The sequence below is a fragment of the Candidatus Fermentibacter sp. genome (assembly GCA_030373045.1).
Classification (GTDB): Bacteria; Fermentibacterota; Fermentibacteria; order Fermentibacterales; family Fermentibacteraceae; genus Fermentibacter.
The window spans coordinates 1-16,627 of the sequence record JAUCPW010000029.1 but is presented as its reverse complement, the minus strand read 5'-3'; the positions used below and the strand labels follow the sequence as shown (position 1 = coordinate 16,627).

At 62.6% G+C, this 16,627-nt stretch carries 14 protein-coding genes; 12 read left to right on the top strand and 2 right to left on the bottom strand.

Annotated features, from left to right (window positions below; all coding sequences use genetic code 11):
• Nucleotides 1-10: 10 nt before the first annotated feature.
• The 4 genes from QUS11_05885 to QUS11_05870 are packed head-to-tail and all read left to right on the top strand — an operon-like array spanning nucleotide 11 to nucleotide 6,825.
• Entirely contained in the window at nucleotides 11-1,672 is a 1,662-nt protein-coding gene (locus QUS11_05885) for a hypothetical protein (protein MDM7992827.1), read from the top strand.
• The gene (locus tag QUS11_05880) at nucleotides 1,662-2,372 is read left to right on the top strand and encodes a hypothetical protein (protein ID MDM7992826.1); all 711 of its coding nucleotides are present in this window, start codon (nucleotides 1,662-1,664) and stop codon (nucleotides 2,370-2,372) included. Before QUS11_05885 ends, QUS11_05880 begins: the two co-directional genes overlap by 11 nt.
• The gene (locus QUS11_05875) at nucleotides 2,369-5,473 is read left to right on the top strand and encodes a hypothetical protein (protein MDM7992825.1); all 3,105 of its coding nucleotides are present in this window, start codon (nucleotides 2,369-2,371) and stop codon (nucleotides 5,471-5,473) included. Before QUS11_05880 ends, QUS11_05875 begins: the two co-directional genes overlap by 4 nt.
• A complete protein-coding gene (locus QUS11_05870; GenBank protein ID MDM7992824.1) occupies nucleotides 5,473-6,825 on the top strand; it encodes a hypothetical protein in 1,353 nt (450 codons plus the stop codon). The genes QUS11_05875 and QUS11_05870 overlap by 1 nt, the downstream gene beginning before the upstream one ends.
• A 70-nt stretch (nucleotides 6,826-6,895) precedes the next feature.
• On the opposite strand, the gene QUS11_05865 is transcribed toward QUS11_05870, so the two are convergent.
• Together QUS11_05865 and QUS11_05860 are read right to left on the bottom strand one after the other, a co-directional pair.
• Entirely contained in the window at nucleotides 6,896-7,453 is a 558-nt protein-coding gene (locus QUS11_05865) for a YdeI/OmpD-associated family protein (GenBank protein ID MDM7992823.1), read from the bottom strand.
• A 50-nt stretch (nucleotides 7,454-7,503) separates the two neighbouring features.
• Nucleotides 7,504-8,025 (bottom strand): hypothetical protein, encoded by a 522-nt coding sequence (locus QUS11_05860; GenBank protein ID MDM7992822.1) that lies wholly within the window; start codon nucleotides 8,023-8,025, stop codon nucleotides 7,504-7,506.
• A gap of 316 nt (nucleotides 8,026-8,341) precedes the next feature.
• On the opposite strand from QUS11_05860, the gene QUS11_05855 reads away from it, so the two are divergent.
• From QUS11_05855 to cas2, 8 genes are read left to right on the top strand one after another with little or no spacing between them, the layout of a single operon-like run.
• Nucleotides 8,342-8,551: a hypothetical protein gene (locus tag QUS11_05855; GenBank protein MDM7992821.1), complete on the top strand. Its 210-nt coding sequence runs from the start codon at nucleotides 8,342-8,344 to the stop codon at nucleotides 8,549-8,551.
• A complete protein-coding gene (locus QUS11_05850; protein MDM7992820.1) occupies nucleotides 8,548-10,770 on the top strand; it encodes a CRISPR-associated endonuclease Cas3'' in 2,223 nt (740 codons plus the stop codon). Before QUS11_05855 ends, QUS11_05850 begins: the two co-directional genes overlap by 4 nt.
• Complete coding sequence (gene cas5c, locus QUS11_05845) at nucleotides 10,679-11,485, top strand: type I-C CRISPR-associated protein Cas5c (GenBank protein MDM7992819.1); 807 nt, start codon at nucleotides 10,679-10,681, stop codon at nucleotides 11,483-11,485. The genes QUS11_05850 and cas5c overlap by 92 nt, the downstream gene beginning before the upstream one ends.
• Entirely contained in the window at nucleotides 11,482-13,257 is a 1,776-nt protein-coding gene (gene cas8c, locus QUS11_05840; protein MDM7992818.1) for a type I-C CRISPR-associated protein Cas8c/Csd1, read from the top strand. Before cas5c ends, cas8c begins: the two co-directional genes overlap by 4 nt.
• Nucleotides 13,254-14,351: a type I-C CRISPR-associated protein Cas7/Csd2 gene (gene cas7c / locus QUS11_05835; protein ID MDM7992817.1), complete on the top strand. Its 1,098-nt coding sequence runs from the start codon at nucleotides 13,254-13,256 to the stop codon at nucleotides 14,349-14,351. The genes cas8c and cas7c overlap by 4 nt, the downstream gene beginning before the upstream one ends.
• 50 nt (nucleotides 14,352-14,401) lie before the next feature.
• Nucleotides 14,402-15,088: a CRISPR-associated protein Cas4 gene (gene cas4 / locus QUS11_05830; GenBank protein ID MDM7992816.1), complete on the top strand. Its 687-nt coding sequence runs from the start codon at nucleotides 14,402-14,404 to the stop codon at nucleotides 15,086-15,088.
• Nucleotides 15,089-15,091: 3 nt separating this feature from the next.
• Entirely contained in the window at nucleotides 15,092-16,120 is a 1,029-nt protein-coding gene (gene cas1c / locus QUS11_05825) for a type I-C CRISPR-associated endonuclease Cas1c (protein MDM7992815.1), read from the top strand.
• A 6-nt stretch (nucleotides 16,121-16,126) separates the two neighbouring features.
• Complete coding sequence (cas2, locus tag QUS11_05820; GenBank protein ID MDM7992814.1) at nucleotides 16,127-16,417, top strand: CRISPR-associated endonuclease Cas2; 291 nt, start codon at nucleotides 16,127-16,129, stop codon at nucleotides 16,415-16,417.
• The last annotated feature ends 210 nt before the right edge of the window (nucleotides 16,418-16,627 follow it).

Genomic DNA, 16,627 nt, shown 5'->3' with positions numbered 1-16,627 from the left:
GCATGCCCTGATGCTCGCGCTCATCCTCGCCTCGCCCGGGCGGATGCTCATCGACGGCACCTTCGCCGATCCGAGGGTCGCGCAGATCGACGCGAGGCACGACCCGTCATTCGAACCCTCGAATCCCCTGGCGTTGTCCGCCAACGGCCCCGAAGTCGGCGACACGGTGATGTTCTGGGCCCAGGACTACTCAGGAGGCGGCCAGGGCTTCACGTTCTACCTGGTTGAGGCCACCTGCAGGTTCGCCGGCGCGAGGACGTACATCTTCGTCGAGGACGCCTCGTGGGGAGAGCACTACATGATGCAGGACGTCCTCGATCTCGCGAAGGCCCTAGAGGACAGCACCCCTGCCTCCCCCGGCATGGGCATCGTGGCCCGCACCACTTCGGTGATGGGCGAGGTCCCCGACGAGATCGACGGCGACCCGAACGTCTACTTCCTGGTCCTCGACATCCCCGACGGCTTCGATCCCGCCCAGGGCGGAGTGGTCATCGCCGGGTTCTTCAGCCCCTACAACCAGTTCACCGAGGAGGAGGCGTACCTGCAGTACGGGGGGCACTCGAACGAAGTCGAGATGCTCTACATCGACTGCTACCCCTGCGACGGCGGCGACGCCCTCTACACCGCCTCCCACGAGATAGTGCACCTGATCCAGTGGGGGCTCGAGCCCTTCAGCGGCGAGGAGCTCTGGGTGATCGAGAACCAGGCCCAGACCGGCACCTTCCTCTGCGGCTACCCGGCCGACCAGGTCGGGACGTTCATCGAGCTGGGAGGCGTCACGCCGGCTGGCTGGACCGAGTTCGACGATCCGGTCGAGCAGGTCGCCGGCTACGGCGCCGGATACCTCTTCTTCGCCTATCTGTACGAGAGGTTCGGCGGCGACGCCTTCGTTCACGGCTCTCTCAGGGCGGCGGCATCGGGCCTTCCCGGCGTCGAGGAGGCGGTCGAGGAGGCTTCGGGAACCCCGGTCGACATGATGCAGGTCATGCGGGAGTGGGCCCTCGCCTGCTGGATCGACGACCCCGCGATAGGCGACGGGCGCTGGGGCTGGGACTCGTTCAGGGTGTCCGACTACGATACGACCCAGCCGGGTTCGCGCAGGGGCCTCGACTGGCAGGGGTCCGTGGAGGCCCTTCCGTATGAGGATCCCGCGCATCCCCTCCCGGCCTTCACGCTGGACGCCTACAGCCTCGACTGCGCCTCATCCGAGGGCAGCTTCAGGGCCTCGGCCTCCGGCATGGGCGAGTTCTCGGCCTGGTTCAGGGGTTCGGCGTCCGACGCCCCCCAGATGCTCGAGGCCGGCAGCGCGCGCGACGTGGCCGTCCCGTTCCCCGAACAGGGCGAGGTGCTCCTGCTCTGCGGTTCGTTCTTCGGGCTCGACCTCTCGGCCTCCGCGGGGGATCTGGGCCTCTCCGGAGGAACCCTGGCGGTGTTCCCCCAGCCCTGCACGGGCACGCTCTACCTCGGGCTCGATTCGAACGGTTCCGCGGCCTGCATGTACGTCTTCGAACCCTCGGGCCGCCTCGTCGACACCGTCGAATTCGGAACGGCAGGGCCGGGCGAAACCGTCCTTTCCTACCCCGGCGCGGCCGGTCTCTCCACGGGCGTGTACGCGTACAGGTTCGTGCAGGGGGGTGCTGAGGTCTGCGGGAGGTTCGCGGTTGTCCGCTGAACTCCTCCCGGCGCTCCTGACAGCAGTCCTGGCCGCGGCTCCGGCGGGATTCGACCTGCCTGGCGGCACGGTCGACGCCGCGCTCGGACCCGGCGGCACGATAGTCTGCCTGCGCGCCGACTCCCCCGAGATCGTGCTGATCGACTCCACAGGTGCCGAAACGGCCCTCTGGGACCTGGAGCGAGCCGTGCTGCCGGTTTCCGTGGCGTCACTGCCCGACGGATCCTTCCTCGTGTGCGACGCCTCCTCCTCCTCCATCGTCCGGTACACCGACAGGGCCGAACCGGTCGAGAGCATGGCGGTGCCCGGCGGCACCTGCGCCATAGCCGCCTACGGTCCCGAGATCTGGTGCTTCTCGCCCGACGCCGGGGAGGTGTCCTCGATCCCCGGGATGCACTGGATCGCCGACGCAGAGGGCTTCAGACCCGCCGACCTGTCCCTCGAAGGGAGGCGGGCCGTGCTCAGTTCCTCCTCGGGCGCGCTGCTGATCGAGCCCGGGATCGCCGTGACTCTCCCCGGCGGGCCTTCCTGCCTCGCAGGCGGCAGGATCTTCAGTCTCGACGGCGATTCGCTGCGCGAGGCCTCGGGCTCCGTCGAGCCCGCCTTCGTCCCCGGGGTATTCGACCGGATCGAGGGGCATCCCGACGGCAGGATGCTGCTCTGGAACACCGCGGACGCGAAGGCGGTCCTCCTGGAGTGAGCCTCCTCGTGTTCCTCTGCGCAACCCTGGCTGTGGACATCCGCACGAGCGACGGCACGGGCTTCTTCGAACTGCCCGACAGCGTCTGGGCCGATCCCGCCACCTGCCGCGCCGAGTCGGGAGGAGACACCCTCCTGACCGCCCCGGGGGCCTGGGGCAGCCGCACCGGGCTGATCGTCACCCCGGCGCCGGCGGCAGGGGATACGGTGATCCTCTTCTACGACATCCTCCCTCTTGCCGTCAGCTCAACCGCGGCCCTGGACGTGGCCCTGCTAGAGCGCGAGCCCGTGGGCGAGGCTCCGGGAACCGCCTTCCCGGAACCCTACCAGGACGCCTCGGGGCTGGTGATATCGGGGGTGAAGCGCCTGGGCTTCTCCGTAGGCCACGGCGGAGGCATGGAGCAGAGCACCAGCCTCTCGATCGCAGGCACGATAGCCGGCGGCATCGAGGTCGAGGGCGTGGTCTCCGACGAGAACCTGCCCCCCGGGGGATCCGAAGCCGTCTCGGAGCTGGACAGGGTGAGGCTGGGGCTGACGGGGACGGGCTGGTCGGCGCAGCTCGGCGACATGGAGTGGGTGCGCGGCACGACCGGCCCGCTTTCATGGCGCCGCGAGGCGGGGGGCTTCCTCGGATCGGCGGGGGATCCGGCCGTGGTCAGGGTAGAGGGCGGCGCCGGGGTCTCGGGCCAGAGCCACAGGAGGGCGGTGTTCACGACCCAGGAGGGCGTGAGGGGCCCCTACGAATTCTCCGGCGGTACGGAGGTTGTCCCGGGCAGCGACGAACTCTGGCTCGACGGTACGAGGCTCACCAGGGGCGCCTCCGCGGACTACACGATCGACTGCACAGCCGGGACCGTGACCTTCGACGAATCGCGCCTCGTCAGGCGCGACCAGCGGGTGGAGATCACGTACTACTCGCGCGGCGACGGGTACAGGAAGACCCTCTACACGGCCGGGGCCTCGGTTCCGCTGGGCGGGATAACGCTTGAGGCCTCCTCCTTCTCCGAATCCGACGACAGGGGGCGCCCGCTGGGCTTCTCCCTATCGGAGGAGGCGGTCGAACTGCTGCAGAACACCGGCGAGTCGGCCGACAGCGCCTGGGTGGACGGCGCCGATTCGGTAGGCACCGGTGAAGGCTCGTACTCCCGCGACAGCCTGGGCAGGTATGTCTACGAAGGGCCGGGGCAGGGCGACTGGAGGGTGACCTTTTCCAGGCCTCCCGACGGCTCGCCCGGCGACTACATCTACGACTCCGCCCTCGGGGGGTTCGAGTGGGCCGGGGAGAGCCTCGGCACGCATCTCCCCAGGCAGTATCTCGAGATCCCCTCCACGCTCCAGGTCGGGGGGATGACGGTCTCGGGCGGTTCGCCCTCCGCGGGCTTCATCGTCGAGACCTCCGTCTCCAGGCGCGTGGGCAACTCCTTCAACCCGTCCGAGACCACCAGGGAGGGCGTCGCCACCCGGTCGAGGCTCTTCCTCGAATCCGACGCCGGCCCGGGCGTCTCGATCGCGCTCACCGGCGCGAGCACGGGGTTCCGACCGGCGGGCATCTGGCTGGGGGACAGCGTACTGGCCGCATGGACCCTTCCCATGGACTACGCCGGCCTCGACGAGATCGCGGAAGCCGCTGCGCATGCGGGTGTCTTCGCCGCCTCAGGAGGCATCCTGCTGGCCGACAGCGGCGGCAGGATCGGAAGGGGCTCGGTCTCGGCGAGCCCCGCATTCGGGGGCCTGCTGCTGGATGCCGGCCTGGATGGCGCGGGGAGGAGCGGGACCCCGTCGCTCGCAGACGGCCGCTACCTCGAGGGCGCCCTCGGGCTCGCCGACGCCTCGGGCTCCGTCCGACCCAGCATCGGGGCGGGCCTCCGCGACGAGAGCTGGCCCGACAGCCTGGCGGGCAGGCTCGCTACGGGCTGGACCGAGACCCTCTTCTCCCTGCCGGGCTGGGAGTCGGGCGTCAGGCTCGAACTGGAGAGGGACTGGCGCGACGGCCTGATCGAACTGCCGTTCCGCACCATCCGCGGGAGGCTCGAAACGGGGAACACGGCCGCGGGCCGGCGGTTCACCGGGTCGTTCGAGCATTCGACGAGCTCCTGGCGGAGCGGTGGCTCCACCCAGGCCGACGCCTTCGAGGCCGACTACTCCGCCTCCGGTGCGGGGGGCTGGTTCCATGCCGTCTATTCCGGGTCCGGCACGCTCTCGACAGAGATGGAGATCCATTACAGGTACGTCGGCGAGGGTGAGGGCTCCTACAGTTATGACGAGGAGACCGGCGAGTACTACCCGGATCCCGACGGCGACTGGGACGTGTACTACACGCCGGGCAGCGGGGGGACCGTCACCGAGGAGGCTTCGCTCGAGGCCGAGTTCCTCACCGGCGGATCCCTGGGCTACTCGGTCGAGGGCTCTGCCGATCTCGTGTCGCGCGACGCCGGAGGCAGGCTGGAGACTTTCCTCCTGGCCGGCGCCTTCGGCAGCGGGTCGGGCGGCTACTCCCTCGAAGTCTCGCCGTCCTGGCGCGGCGCCGGGACCGTCAGGCTGCTGCGGCTGCGGGGCGGGATCTCCCTGGATCGCACGGTCTACAGCGGTACGGGCGCCAGGGAGGACAGGGAGGCGAGGATCGAACTCTCGGGCCGGATGGTTCCGGAGGAGGCGCTGGAGGCCGCCTGGGCCGCGGAATACTGGAGGATCGACGAGGAGCTGTACTCGCCGCGGAGGAGGACCGGGCTCCGCTTCGAGGTCGATCCGTCCGTCGAGGCCGGCTCGGGCTTCAAGCCGGGCATCCTCGCGGCATACGAGAGGCGTGCAGAGGAGTACGCCCCTCTCTCGGCCGCGATGTACGAGGCGGCCCCGCACGTCTCCTGGAGCCTCCGGGGCTGGAGCGCGTACGGCTCGGTTTCCGCAGGGTACATCCCGGGTGACGCCGAACTCCCGGTGTGGTTCTTCGATGGCTCCGGCACGGGCACGACATGGTCCATCCAGGGGCGCGCCGGGCGCTACTTCGCCGACGGCCTCTCGGTCAGCCTCACCTTCTACGGGCGGAGGCCGGCCGGCTCGGAATGGGTGCGCCGCGCCGGGCTGGAGGGGGCGGTGAGCTTCTGATGGCTATCCACGCCCTCGGCGCCGCGGTGCTCCTCTCCCTCACATCGGGCGCGTCCTTCACCGGCGGTCCTCCCGTCCCGCCCCCCGCCCTCCTCGAAGGGATGGACGCGATCTCCGATTCGACCGTAGCAGCGCTGCAGGACCGGGTCCTCAGGTGGTATCTCCACCAGGGCTATCCCTTCGCCTCGACGGGATGCTACCTCGCGGCTCCCGACAGCCTCGTGGCCGCGCTCGTGCCCGGGCGGCACGCCTCGCTTGAGGGGTTCAGGATCGAGGGGCTCTCGGGCACCAGGCCACGAACCCTCACCAGGCTCTTCCGCGGTGATGTAGGCGGCCCCTACGATCCCGGAGACGTGGAGGAATGGCGCGAGAGGCTCGAGAGGCTTCCGTACGTCGCCTGGGTCGGCGGCTCCGAGCTCATGCTCGGCCCCGGCGGCAACCTGGTGGTCGTGCAGGAGGTCACCGAGGGGCCGATGGGGAGCTTCTCGGCATCGATGGGCGTCTCCGGCCGCGGTGGAGGCGACGAGTTCGAGGGGGAGGGCGCCCTGGACATCACCAACCTTCTCGGCACGGGCCGGGAACTGATGCTGTCCATCGAGAAGTCGGGCTGGGGCGGCACCGACGCCGCGATCCGGTATCTGGAGCCCTGGGTGGCCGGCATGCCCCTCTCGGCCTGTCTGGAGGCGTCCCAGGAGGTGCCCGACAGCGCCTGGCTCAACCGCGAGGCCGAGGCCTCCACTGTCTGGGAGGTCGACGCCGCGCTGTCGGTCGTCACCGGGGCGGGGAAGTGGTGGGGCTATTCGCCGGAGGCCGACAGAACCTACGGCTACGGCCTCGCAGGGATCGCCTACCGCCCCGGGAGCATGACCGCCATGGGCTGGGAGGGTCTGGAACTCGACATCGAAGGGCGCCTGGGCACGTCTGCCGGGCCCGATTCATCTGGCACCCTCGCGCAGGCTGCGCTCGATTCGAGGGTGGACATCTTCGGAGGCCCCCTGGGGTTCGGCGGGGAGGTGCTCGCAGGCGGAATCCTCGAGGGCGAGCCGCTCTATGCCAGGCTCACCCGGCTCGGAGGCCAGGAGACAATCCGCGGGCGCCCCGAGAACGCCTTCAGGGCCGTGAGGTACGCGATCCTCAGGCCGGAGGTCTCGCTCGGCGAGACCGAGACCAGGCTCTACGCATTCTGCGACCTGGCCTGGATCGAGGAGACGTCTCGGGACACCGATGCTGCCGGGGCGGGCGGAGGTCTCCGCGGCACGGCCGGCAGCTTCAGGGTCGACGCGGCCGTCGGCATCCCCCTCGACGGCGGCCCGGCGAGGTTCTACCTCTCAGCTGTAGCAGAAGTGCTCTGAACATCATCCCGCATCAGGCGCTCCGACGTGCCGGGACCCGTCGGGGATCCTGACTCTCGCGCCCGGCCTTCTACATGGGCTTCCTGTTCCGCTCCAGCAGGTCGATCAGGCTGACCAGCCTCCTCGCCCTGGTCTCCTCCTTCTTCGCCTCGAGGTACAGGCCGACGAACTGACGCCTGGTCGACCGCGGCATGGCCCTGAAGTTCGCAAGGGCGTCAGCGCTCCTGCCGATGAGCACCTCGAACTCGTCGAAGCGCTCTTCCGGTACGGTCCTGTCCTGAACGGCGTCCCAGGCCCCGTCCCGCCTGGCCCGCTCGATCGCTTCGAATCCTCTCGCGGTCATGAGCCCTTCACGGATGAGCCTCTCCGCCAGCTTCCTGTTCCTGTCGGACCAGCGGCTGCCCTTCCGCCTCGGGGAGAAGTACTTCCCGTATCTCGACCCGTCGATCCTCCTGATCTGGCCGTCGATCCAGCCGAAGCAGAGAGCCTCCTCGAGGGCTTCCGCAGGCGTGATGGCCGGCGACGAGCCGTCCTTCACGAAGAGAAGCCACACTCCATCGCCCGAGTCGTTCGAGGAGAGCCATTCCCTGAACTCCTGCCTCGATGCAAACTGCAGCTCTTCCTTCATGGGTCCGTCCGTTCCGGTGACTTTCGACAAGCGGGCACCCGATGTGCGTTCTAGAGGAACCTGATGATGCTCAGTCTGGCGAGGCTGTTCGCCACTCGGTACGAGATCCGGCCGTACGCCGGGCTGTGGTGGGGCGCCCCCGCGGGCAGCTCGTAGCCGGCCAGGTCGAGGGCGCGCATTGGCGGGGGGAGCAGTTCGCCGAGGGAGATGATCTCGTCCCAGAGGGCCGCGAGGCCGTCCAGCGTGCCGTTCCTGGGAGGCTGACCGAGTATCGCCTCGGCCACCGACGCAGGGTCGGCCTTCATGCGCCTGAGTGCGCCGAGGTGGAGCCTGGAGGTGCCCGTGCCCGGATCGAGCACCTGCACCGCGGGGCCGGCCGTGTCGGCTTCGAGGTCGGCCGCCTGCTCCCACTCGGCCATGAAGCAGGCCTGCGAGCGCTCCCGGGGCACCCTCAGCAGGTGGTCCGCCCCCATCACGCTCTGATATGCCAGCTTGTAGACGTCGCAAGGCTCGAGCACCGGCCTCAGCGACGCCTCCAGCGCAAGGACACCAGCCAGTTCACCCCTGTCCATGCCTGTAAGATGACCAACCCGCCGTCCACCCGTAAAGCCGGCCCGAAGAGGCGGAGAATTACTCATACATAGGGAGTCATGTCAACGCCTGATGGGCATCAGATGCACATGGATATGCCCATCAGAAAGTGAGGCCCTTTCGCACCCCCTTTGTCCCAAGCGATTCAGAAGATCATTCTTGACAAACGCTTATGTGAAGAGGCGAATTTGGCATGCGCGATGCTATCGTATCTGATGATGGATGTAGTTGACCCGTCGAGGTGCCATCTGAATAGTCACGAATCGTTCCTGATCCCCGACACGGTGGAGTAGGTCGATGGTGGAACTCGAAGAGAAGGGCTTTCCTGACAACAGTGCCAATTTCAGGGTGCTCTGGGCAAAGAGCAGCCCGCGCCATCCCCTCTGGAAGCACCTTCTCGATTTGGCTGCCGTTGATGATCAAACCCATCTTTTCCCCCTGCATGTTCAGGTCCCCCGCAAGACCGTGGCCATACCGCATCCCTCAGCAAGAGGTAAGGTGAATTGACTCACTTCGCCCATACGAAGCCGGGTGCGCCTCCCTCGGAATGGCAATCCCTCGATTCCCACCTCTCAAATGTTGCCCATCTTTCCGCCGACTGGGCATCGTGCTTCGACTCGGAGGACTGGGCATGGACTGCCGGCTGGCTACACGATCTTGGGAAGGCCTCTGCAGCCTTCCAGCACTATCTAGAGTCTTCGAACGATTCTGTAATGGAATCGGGCAGACGCGCTTCGTCATTCGCAGACCCCGATTATGACAGCACCACGGGCAAGGGCAGGGTGAACCATTCTGCGGCAGGAGCGGCCTTCGCGGAAGAAACGATGCCCTTACCGGTTAGCCGGGTGCTTGCCTATCTCTGCGCCGGTCATCACTCGGGGTTGGCTGATTACTTCGCATCAGAAACCAGTCGGGCCTGCCTCAAAGAGAGACTGAAGGAGGGGCAGAAACTCCTTTCTGCGATCGATTCAGGGCTGGACAGCATACGCGATTCGACGAAAATGAATCTGAAGTGCCCTTCCTTCGTGAATTCAAGGAATCTCCATCTCTGGATCAGGATGCTCTTCTCCTGCCTCGTCGATGCCGACAGGCTAGATACCGAAGCTTTCTGCAGCCCTGATTCCGCTGCGCGTAGAAGAGGCTTTGCCGGTCTCGAAGACCTGAAGCACGATCTCGATGCTCATCTCGAGCTATTCAAATCCGACACTCAGGTGAACCTGATCCGGAAGGATGTTCTGGCCTGGTGCCGCGAGAAGGCTCAGCTTCCTCCGGGCTTGTTCTCCCTGAACGTTCCCACCGGAGGAGGCAAGACCCTTTCCGGGATGGCGTTCGCGCTCGATCACGCCGTCAGGTACTCCAAGCGAAGAATCATCTATGTCATCCCGTATACGACAATCATCGAGCAGACGGCCTCAGTCCTCAGATCGATCTCGCCCCGCTGGGAGTACAGCATCATCGAGCATCACTCCAGCTTCGATCCGAAGCGGAGCACACCGGAGTTCGATCTGGCTGCGGAGAACTGGGATGTCCCCATAGTTCTCACTACCAATGTCCAGTTCTTCGAATCCCTCTTCTCCGCCAGACCTGCCGCCTGCCGCAAGCTCCACAACCTCGTCGACAGTGTTGTGATACTGGACGAGGCACAGCTCATCACGCCGGAAAAGCTCACGCCCTGCGTGTGGGCGATGAACGAGCTTGTCAGGAACTACGGTGTGACGATGCTCCTTTCCACTGCTACACAGCCGCCTCTTCCGAAGCTCACCACAGCCCATGAGATAGTACCTGATCCTGCGTTGCTGCACAGGTTGCTCAGGAGGACATCGATCACCATGCCAGCCTCTCTGAGCGGATCTCCGACTTCATGGCCCGTGCTGGCAGCCGAACTTGCTGAGCATCCCCAGGTACTATGCGTCGTCAACTCCAGGCGCGATGCGTACGAGATATGGCGTGAACTCAGGCAGCTGCTCCCGTCTGACGAGGAGCCCTTCCATCTCTCGACGCTTCTGTGCGGCGAGCACAGGTCGAAAACGGTCTCCGAGATCAGAAGAAGGCTCGACAGAGACGAGAGAGTTCGCGTCATCAGCACCCAACTGATCGAGGCCGGGGTTGATCTCGACTTCCCAGTAGTCTATCGGGCGGCAGCCGGTCTCGACTCGATCGCCCAGGCGGCGGGCAGATGCAACCGGGAGGGCAGACTCGGCACGGGGAGGGGCATGGTGAAGGTCTTCGTCTCGCCGGGCCGGATACCCCGGGGGCTGCTCTCGTCCGGTTATACCTCGATGATCGAGATCGCCTCGCTCGAGGGCTTCGATCCCTCCGAGCCGCAATGGTACACCCGGTATTTCGAGCAATTCTACTCTCGGCTCAACGACACAGGAGCCCGATTCATGCAAGGTCTTCAAAAGGATGCAGCCGATTTTGTCATCAGTTTTCGGTCGGTTGGCGATTCCTTCAGGCTTGTCGACGAGGACAGCAGGCCGTTGCTCGTTCATTACGGCGAAGGTTCGGAATTGATCGATCAACTCGAGCGATTCGGCCCGAATCGTGATCTCCTAAGGAAGCTTCAGCGTCATACCGTTTCCTTGCAGAGCTGGCTGTTCGAGAAGGAGCAGAGAAACATCAGGGAAATCGTCGATGGCTTCGACTGCTGGAACGGTCCATCCGGACCCCAGATCGACGTCGACCTGTTCAAGGAGACCTTTTTTTCGGAAGAAACGGTTTTCTGACTGGGGGTGCCCCGTGAGAGGATTCTGTCTCGAGGTCTGGGGGCCGTATGCCTGCTTCTCTCGACCGGAAATGAAGGTCGAGCGCGTCAGCTATGACGTGATCACCCCGTCTGCCGCGCGGGCGATCTTCGATGCGATCCTCTGGAAGCCGGCTATCTCATGGAGGATCCACCGGATCGAAGTGCTGAACGAGATCAGATGGTTCTCGGTTAGGAGGAACGAGGTCGGTAGCGTTGCCTCGACCCGTTCGAAGGGAATCTTCGTCGAGGACGACAGGCAGCAGAGGGCCGGGCTTATCCTCCGAGATGTGCGATATCGGATCCATGCCGACTTCGAATTCATCCCGCCTGGGCAGAGGCAGAAGGTCAGAAATCCTCTGCCAGAGTATCTCGCCGATCCAGCAGAGGAAGAGATCCTGAGAGCCGATGAAACCGAGGCGAAATACGCCGCGATGTTCGAACGCCGTGCCAGGAAGGGGCAGTGCTTCAATCAACCCTACCTAGGCTGTCGCGAGTTCTCTGCCGAATTCCGACTGGTAGATCCTGAAAAGGAACCTGCCGAGACGATACAGGACACTCGTGATCTCGGCTGGATGGTCTATGACATCGATTTCACGGATCTGGACAATCCGATGCCCCTGTTCTTCAATGCATCCATCGAGAAAGGGGTCGTCGCTGTTCCGGATCGCGGATCGCCGGAGGTGAGGGGGGCATGATACTTCAGGCCCTGAAGGAGTATTACGACAGAAAGTCGAGCTTCCAGGAATCGGAAGGCGAATCAACCTCGCTGGACAGGGGAGATCGTATCGCCCCGGCTGGGTTCGAATGGAAGGAGATCCCCTGGGTGATCATCCTCGACCGGGATGGCTTGCCACTGGCAATCGAGGACACCAGAGAACGGAGAGGGAAGAAGCTCAAGGGGCGCAAGTTTCTTGTTCCTCATTCAGTCCTGCGTGGAAATGACCTGAAAGCCAATCTGCTCTGGGATGGCCTCGATTATGCCCTTGGAATCGACACAAAGGGCAAGGGCGATCCGAATCGGACGCAGCAACAGCACCAGCTCTTCATTGCTGGGATCAAGAATCTCTTGCTGGATGACGACGAAGCGGTGAATGCCGTAAGCTTGTTCTTGGAGCGAGAAGATATGTTGTCACTCCTGTCCGGTCTTGCCGGCTGGCAGGATCTCATGGACGACAAGGCTCCCAACGTCACGTTCAGGCTCGCAGGAGACACTTCGACCGTCGGTGAAAGAAGGAGTGTATTCGGAGTCATCACGAACAGTGTGGATGAAACGCTACCGACAGTGACCTGCATGGTCTCTGGCGAAACAGACAGGCTCGCGAAGCTCCATTCCAAGATCAAGAATGTCTGGGGAGCGCAGTCATCGGGTGGAAGCATCGTTTCCTTCAACGCGGATGCCTTCGAATCATACGGTAAGATCCAAGGCATGAATGCCCCAGTCGGGGTCGCAGCAGCAACAGCGTATACGACTGCGCTGAATCATCTTCTGCGTGAGGATTCGGACCAGAGAATGCAGGTCGGGGATACATCCACCGTATTCTGGTCGAAACGGCCTAGCAGTTTTGAACACAGCTTCGGCTCATTCTTCCACGAGCCTCCCAAAGACGATCCTGATCGCATGTCAGGTGCAGTGAGAGACCTGTTCCGGTCGGTAGAAACCGGTGTACTGAGCGAACAAGGCAATAACGAGTTCTATGTTCTTGGGCTTGCACCGAATGCAGGCAGGATTGCGATCAGGTTCTGGTTGCACGGTCGGATCGACGAGATGGCTGAAGCAATCAGACAGCACTTCCTGGATATCCAGATGATCCATGGGCCAAAAGATCCCAGGTTTCTCTCGCTCTTCCGGCTGCTTGTCTCGATAGCAGCACAGGGGAAGGCAGACAACATTCCGTCTCATCTCTCCGAAAGCATCATGCGCGCAATCCTGGAGAGAAGACAGTATCCGAGAGCCTTGCTGCAGGCGGCTCTTGTCCGAATCAGGGCGGAACACGAGGTCAACTATCCCCGGGCTTCAATTGTGAAGGCATGTCTCAACAGGATTACACGAACCGATGTCGCTTATAGTGAAAAGGAGATGCAGATGAGCCTCGACCAATCGAACAGGAATGCCGGATACCTTCTTGGGCGGCTGTTCGCAGCTCTCGAACGGGTACAGGAGGAGGCGAGCCCGGGTATCAATGCAACAATCAGGGACAGATTCTACGGGGCTGCATCAAGTACGCCGGTGACGGTGTTCGGCAACCTGATGCGGCAGAAGAATCATCACATCGCGAAGATCGAGAATCCTGGCAGGCAGGTGTTCTACGAAAAGCTCATCGGGCAGATAGTCGAAGGAATCGATGACTTCCCCGCCCACCTGACCCTGGACGATCAGGGGCGGTTTGCCATCGGATACTACCATCAGAGACAGGATTTCTACACGAAGAAAGCTGACAAGGTCGAGGAGATGGGGGTACAGAAGTGAGCGATCCGATCAGGAACAGATATGACTTCGTCCTTGTTTTCGACGTACAGGACGGCAACCCGAACGGCGATCCCGATGCCGGGAACCTCCCCAGGCTCGATGCGGAAACCGGGTGCGGACTGGTGACAGACGTCTGCCTGAAGAGGAAAGTACGCAACTTCGTCGAGATCGTGAAACAATCACAGCCTGGGTATGAAATCTATGTCAGGGAGAAGGCAGTCCTGGGGCGGGCACATGTGAAGGCATTTTCCGAGCTTGGAATCAACACTGGTCAAGGGGCCAGTATGCCTGTTCCGGCTTCGCTTGAACCTCTGTTCTCGGACCTTGTGCTGCCCGAGGGGATTACATACCTCGATGTGGCTGAAGAGGGTGGCGATCGTATCGAAGTGGCGCCAGACGCTGACAAAGCGGAGATCAAGGCATGGATAAAGGAGAACAAGCCGCCAAAGCAGGTTGTTGATCTGATACTTGCCGTCATGAAGGAAGCAAAACCCAGGAAACCAACGGCCGATGAAACTCAATTGGGCCGACTCAGGATGATGAAAGACTACTATGACATCAGGACTTTCGGAGCAGTCCTGTCCTTGAAGTCAGCTCCTAACTGCGGCCAGGTGCGCGGCCCGGTACAGATGACATTCGGCCGTTCCGTCGATCCTATCGTAACTTCCGAGCACTCAATCACACGTATGGCCGTGGCAACCGAAGCGGAGGCTGAGAAACAGGGTGGAGACAACCGCACGATGGGCAGGAAGAACACCGTGCCTTACGGCGTGTACGTAACACACGGCTTCATCTCGGCCAATCTCGCTGCACAGACAGGGTTCTCACAGGAAGACCTGGACCTATTCTGGGATGCCCTGAAGATGATGTTCGAGCACGACAGGTCGGCCGCTCGCGGGATGATGGCTACCAGGAAGCTTGTCGTGTTCAGACATGACTCGGCTCTGGGCAACGCTCCCGCCCATCAGCTCTTCGATCTCGTGACACTGAGAAAGAAGGACGAGTCGAAGCCTGCTCGAAACTTCTCCGACTACGAATGCACCGTGACGTCATCCGGGGTCCCGGCAGGAGTCTCATTGATGGAGCTCGTGTAGGGATGAGTTGATACCCGGTGGGAGGCCGAGAACCGACTATCGGCGAAAAGATGACAAGGCTGTACTCCGATGATGAGCTGCTAGCACTGTCTTTGCTTCAGCACATCATGTTCTGCGAACGACAGTGCTCGCTGAACTCGAATGAACAGCTCTGGTTCGATAACAAGCTGACTGTATCTGGCAGCCAGCTTCATCGGAGAGTCCACGGAGATGCCCCGAGACGGGAAAAACGGGGTGATGTCATCGTCGTCAGGGAGTTACTGCTGTGTTCCCATTCCCTTGGCGTCACCGGGAAGGCTGATGTCGTGGAGTTCCACAGGGTCTCCATCAACGGGATCTCGATGGAGGGATGCGATGGCCTGTGGCAGCCATTTCCCGTCGAGTACAAGCACGGTAAGCCCAAGGTTGACGATTGTGACCGGGTGCAGCTCTGTGCTCAGGCAATCTGCCTTGAGGAGATGCTTGGAGCGGAAGTTCCGGAAGGTGCCATCTTCTATGGCAGAATCCAGAAGAGAGAAGCTGTTGTGTTCGATCCGGTGATGAGGCGAACAACATGTGATAGCGCTTCGAAACTCCATGCTCTTGTTGAGGGCGGTCGGAATCCGCCGGCGGTGTTCAGGGACGGTTGTACCCACTGCGCGATGAAGGATGCATGCATGCCTGAAGTGACAGGACTCCGCGAAAAGGCATCCGGATACATCGTCCGCGCTCTGTCGGGAAATGACGCTGACGGCTGAATAATGAAGAAACACTTGAACACAGTCTATGTGACAACGCCTGGAGCATATCTGTCGCTCGAAGGCGAGGCGATACTCGTCAAGACCGATGGCGAAGTGAAGGGCCGTCTGCCGATGCACATGCTTGAGAGCATCGTCTGCTTCGGGCATGTCGGTATCAGCCCGCCCTTGATGTTCGCCGCGTGCGAACGTGGGATCTGTATTGCCTGGTTCACAGAGCGCGGTCGTTTCCAGGCAAGGGTGGGCGGTCCGGTATCAGGCAACATCCTTCTGCGCAAGGCTCAGTATCGATCGTCGGAGGAACCCTCGTGCAAGGCGCAGATCGCGCGATCCTTCGTCATCGGCAAGATTGCAAACTGCCGGTCGATTCTTCAGAGGAATGTACGAGATCATCCCGAAAAAGCTGGTTCGGACGCGAAAGAAGCCGTGGACGCCTTGTCTGGAAGCCTCAGGTGTGCTTCCGAGTGCCTGGATGTAGACACTCTTCGAGGCATCGAAGGGATGGCCGCGAACTACTACTACGGCGTTTTCGATGGAATGATCCACGTAGATGAAGACTCGTTGAGATTCAGGAACCGCTCGAGGCGTCCCCCGCTCGACAGGGTGAACGCTCTGCTTTCCTTCATCTACACGATGCTCGTCCATGATTGCGTTTCCGCGTTGGAGGGCGTCGGGCTCGATCCACAGGCGGGTTATCTTCACGCTGACAGGCCTGGCAGACCCTCCCTCGCACTCGATCTGATGGAGGAGTTCAGGTCCTTCATAGCGGATCGTCTTGTGCTGAGCCTGATCAACAGGCGCCAGGTCACACCGTCCGGTTTCACGGTCACAGAAACCGGAGCCGTGCTGATGGACGACGATACCAGGAAGACTGTCTTGGTCGGTTATCAGGAGCGTAAGAACGAGGAACTCCGGCATCCGTTCCTGGAGGAGCAGGTCACAGTCGGAATGCTCCCGCATCTTCAGGCAAGGCTTCTGGCGAGGCACCTCAGGGGGGATCTCGATGCCTATCCGCCTTTCTTCGTCAAGTAGGCCGGTATGTTCGTTCTTGTGAGTTATGACGTGAGCACTGTGAATTCTGCTGGGCGGAGGAGACTCCGGCGTGTCTCGAAGGCATGCCTCGACTTCGGCCAGCGCGTTCAGAACTCCGTGTTCGAGTGCATCGTCGATCCGGCTCAGTGGGCTGTACTCAGGGGCCGGCTTCTGTATGAAATGAAGGACGATGAGGACAGCCTGAGGTTTTACTTCCTGGGAGCGAACTACCGAAACAAGGTCGAACACCACGGAATCAAGGATGTACCGGATCTTGAAGGACCTATACTTTTCTAGCCGCGAACGTGAAGCTGACATGGATGATATGGCACGTTCGCGGAGCTGTAACATGTTGCAGTGCATCACTACACAGATCGTGTTGCGTCTATGAAGTTTCGATCTGTTGATTCAGAAGACGGTTCGCGGAAGCGACGCAGGTTCTTGTTGTCAAATATTACTATAGGTGCATGACGGTCGCGCCCCGCGCGGGCGCGTGGATTGAAACGC